At 67.3% G+C, this 2,968-nt stretch carries 3 protein-coding genes and 1 pseudogene; 1 reads left to right on the forward strand and 3 read right to left on the reverse strand.

Annotation, left to right across the window (positions count from 1 at the left end; all coding sequences use genetic code 11):
- Nucleotides 1–413 (reverse strand): carboxymuconolactone decarboxylase family protein (locus tag ABT116_RS41540; protein ID WP_502984032.1); only part of this gene is annotated, 413 nt, incomplete at its 3' end.
- A 114-nt stretch (nucleotides 414–527) separates the two neighbouring features.
- Nucleotides 528–2,048 (reverse strand): AMP-binding protein, encoded by a 1,521-nt coding sequence (locus ABT116_RS41545; protein ID WP_351645484.1) that lies wholly within the window; start codon nucleotides 2,046–2,048, stop codon nucleotides 528–530.
- A gap of 174 nt (nucleotides 2,049–2,222) precedes the next feature.
- Between ABT116_RS41545 and ABT116_RS41550 the strand changes: the two are divergent.
- Nucleotides 2,223–2,753 (forward strand): annotated as a pseudogene (locus ABT116_RS41550) (enoyl-CoA hydratase-related protein); the annotation flags it as partial.
- On the opposite strand, the gene ABT116_RS41555 reads toward ABT116_RS41550, so the two are convergent.
- A complete protein-coding gene (locus ABT116_RS41555) occupies nucleotides 2,741–2,848 on the reverse strand; it encodes an ATP-binding cassette domain-containing protein (RefSeq protein ID WP_351645487.1) in 108 nt (35 codons plus the stop codon). The pseudogene ABT116_RS41550 and the gene ABT116_RS41555 sit on opposite strands and share 13 nt — an antisense overlap.
- Nucleotides 2,849–2,968: the final 120 nt, after the last annotated feature.

The raw sequence follows: 2,968 nt of genomic DNA on the forward strand, positions 1-2,968 counted from the left end.
GACGCGGTTCGTCGTGATCGAGTCCACGCCCGCCCAGATGCACCCGGCCCAGCCCGTTCTGCCCGCTCGTCCTCGCTGTACTTCGGTGAATCCCGGTAGTTCGCGATCCCTTTCAGCTTGTCGATGTCCAAACCGTCCAGGCGCGAGAGCATCGTCCCGAAGTCGACACACCACGAGCAGCCGACGGTCCAGGCGACGCGATAGACGGCCAGTTCACGAATGTTCGACGGCAACACCTTCGACGCCTTCTGCACGGCCATCTCGTGACGGGCAGCGGCGACGAACAGTTTGCGGTGATTGGCCAGGACGGCGAAGGGCTCGGGGACTTCGTCGTACTGCCTGGCGGCAAATTTGTATGCCACTTTGATCAACGGACTGGCTTCTGACGGTGTCACTGCGGGAATGCGAGTCATGGCAAGCCTCCGTTTGTTCTGGGGCACCGGATTCGATGCTCTCTACAGAGTTGGACGACGGCGGCGATTCAAACGTGACAAGCACCGCGCCCGAGCGGATGTGAGGATGCGGTGTCAGCCGACTAAGCTGCAAAGATGCCTTCGACGCCCCGCAACCGCACCGTCTCGCGTCTGCAGCCGTTCGCATCCACGATCTTCGCCGAGATGACAGCGTTGGCCACACTTCACGACGCGGTCAACCTCGGTCAGGGCTTTCCGGATACCGACGGTCCTGCGGCCATGCTCGAGGTAGCGCGGCGAGCCATCCTTCTCGCCGCCGGTGTTGATGCACTGCGAGCCCCGGCCCAGGACGGTGACCACGCCCTCCTCGTCGACGGTGGCCATGTCGCCGAGCAGCACCCACCGCTCGCCGTCCCTGACGAAGAAGGTCGCGGCGGTCTTGACCGGGTCGTTGTAGTAGCCGAGCGGCACATGTCCGCACTGGGCGATCCGGCCCACCTCGCCGGGCGCCACCGGCGCGTACGTGCCAGGGTCGACCACCTGGGTACGGGCGTTGACCCGCACCCGGAAGCCCCGCTCCGGGCCGGAGTCCTCGGTCGCGGTCCCGTTGAAGCCCGACTCCGACGAGCCGAAGTTGTTCAGCAGCATGGCGTTCGGCACCAGCTCCCGGAACTGCCGGCGCACCGTGTCCGACATGATCGCGCCGGACGACGACACGCTGAACAGCGATGAGCGGTCGATGTGCCGCAGCGGTCCGCTCAGCGCGTCGATCAGCGGCCGCAGCATGGCGTCCCCCACCAGCGAGATGCTGCTGACCTTCTCCTTCTCCACGGTCCGCAGCACCTCCTCGGGCACGAACTTGCGGTGGATCACCACCCGTTGCCCGAAGTTGAAGCCGATGAACGCCGTGAGGGTGGAGGTGCCGTGCATCAGCGGAGGCGTAGGGAAGAACGTGATCCCAGCGCCGCCGGCCGCGACCCGCTCGGCGAGTTCCTCCGGCTTCTTCACCGGTTCCCCGGTCGGGGCGCCCCCGCCGAGACCCGCGAAGAACAGGTCCTCCTGCCGCCACATCACGCCCTTGGGCATCCCGGTCGTGCCGCCGGTGTAGATGATGAACTGGTCATCGGCCGAACGGGCCGGAAAGCCGCGCTCGGGCGACCCGGCGGCCTCCACCTGTGCGAACTCCACGCAGGGCACGTCCGCGGCCCCCGGCGCAGGAGCACCCACCCGGATCAGATGCCGCAGCTTCTCCGCCCGCGGCCGTGCCGCCGCGACCCGGTCCGTGAACTCGGCGTCGAAGACCAGCGCCACCAGGTCCGCGTCCCGGTAGAGGTAGACCAACTCCTCTTCCACGTAGCGGTAGTTGACGTTGACGGGCACGATCCGCGCCTTCAGGCACCCCAGCACCGTCTGCAGGTACTCCACGCCGTTGTAGAGATGGAGCCCGAGGTGTTCACCGGGGCGTATCCCGCTGTCGAGCAGATGGTGGCCGACACGGTTGGCCGCGGCGTCCAGCTCCGCGTACGTCAGGCGGCGCTCCGCCCCCGTGCCGGGATGGTCGGCGTACACCAGCGCCTCACGGCCGGGGACGACGTCGACGACCGACTCGAACAGGTCGGCAAGGTTGTACTCCACCGCTCCTCCTGACCCCGGGCGTGCCTGGCATCGGACGGTTCGCGGTCATCAGAGCAAAGGGCGGTCCAAGTGTGAAGGGTTCGCGCGAAAGAATCTGACTGCCTGTCAGAAAACCCTTGAAGTGCTTCCCGCCCTACTGCAACCTGTTCTCGTTCCACGAGAGGGGAGTTCGCCATGGGTGGGACGGAACACCTCACCGTGCAGCGCGAAGGCGCCACACTGGTGCTCACGCTCAACAGGCCGCAGGCCAGGAACGCGCTCTCGCTGCCGATGCTCGTCGGCCTCCACGACGGGTGGCTGGAGGCCGACGCGGACGACTCGGTCCGCTCGATCGTCCTCACCGGCGCGGGCGGCTCGTTCTGCTCCGGCATGGACCTCAAGGCCCTCGCCGGGAACGGCATGGCCGGAGAGGAGTACCGGGACCGGCTCAAGGCCGACCCCGACCTGCACTGGAAGGCGATGCTGCGCCATCACCGTCCGCGCAAGCCGGTGATCGCCGCCGTCGAGGGGTACTGCGTCGCCGGCGGTACCGAGATGCTCCAGGGCACCGACATCCGCGTCGCCGCCGAGTCCGCGACCTTCGGCCTGTTCGAGGTGAAGCGCGGCCTGTTCCCCATCGGCGGCTCCACGGTCCGCCTGCAACGCCAGATCCCGCGCACCCACGCCCTGGAGATGCTCCTCACCGGCCGCCCCTACAGCTCCCGGGCCAAGCCGTTGACGTGGACGTGTCCTTCCGTCGGAACGACCAGTCCGTTGATCATGCGAGCGAGGGTCGACTTGCCGCTTCCGTTCGCACCCACGATCCCGATTCGCTGCTCGCTCAGACCACGACCACAACGGCAAGGAACAGCCGGGCCTGTGCGGCATGACCGGTACGGCCATGACCGAGGCGGCCGAGTTCCACCAGATCTACAAGCTCG

Source organism: Streptomyces sp. NPDC002130 (genome assembly GCF_040296465.1).
Classification (GTDB): Bacteria; Actinomycetota; Actinomycetes; order Streptomycetales; family Streptomycetaceae; genus Streptomyces.